The organism is Glycomyces sp. L485, assembly GCF_022548875.1.
Taxonomy (GTDB): domain Bacteria; phylum Actinomycetota; class Actinomycetes; order Mycobacteriales; family Micromonosporaceae; genus Glycomyces.
On the sequence record NZ_JAKZEW010000144.1, the window covers coordinates 1 to 211 of the forward strand.

Consider the following 211-nt stretch of genomic DNA (forward strand, 5'->3'; position numbering starts at 1 on the left):
GGCGCCGCCGTTGTCGGCCCACTGGACGATGTCGGCGCCGTTCTCCATGCTCCTGCCGTAGACGTCGAGCATCAGGTTCGAGTGGCGGGCCTGGATCTTGTAGTAGCCGCCGCCCGCGTCGACGAAGCGGAACTGCTGGTCGGCGGCATCGGTGCGGGCCTGCTGCTCCAGCATCGCGCCGTTCGAGGTCGAGGACCCGGCGATGTCCATG

At 68.7% G+C, this 211-nt stretch carries 1 protein-coding gene; it reads right to left on the reverse strand.

The features are described from left to right. Positions 1 to 211, reverse strand: a 211-nt coding sequence (locus tag L0U85_RS20295) for an RICIN domain-containing protein (RefSeq protein ID WP_241379577.1), incomplete at both ends; no start/stop codon positions are given.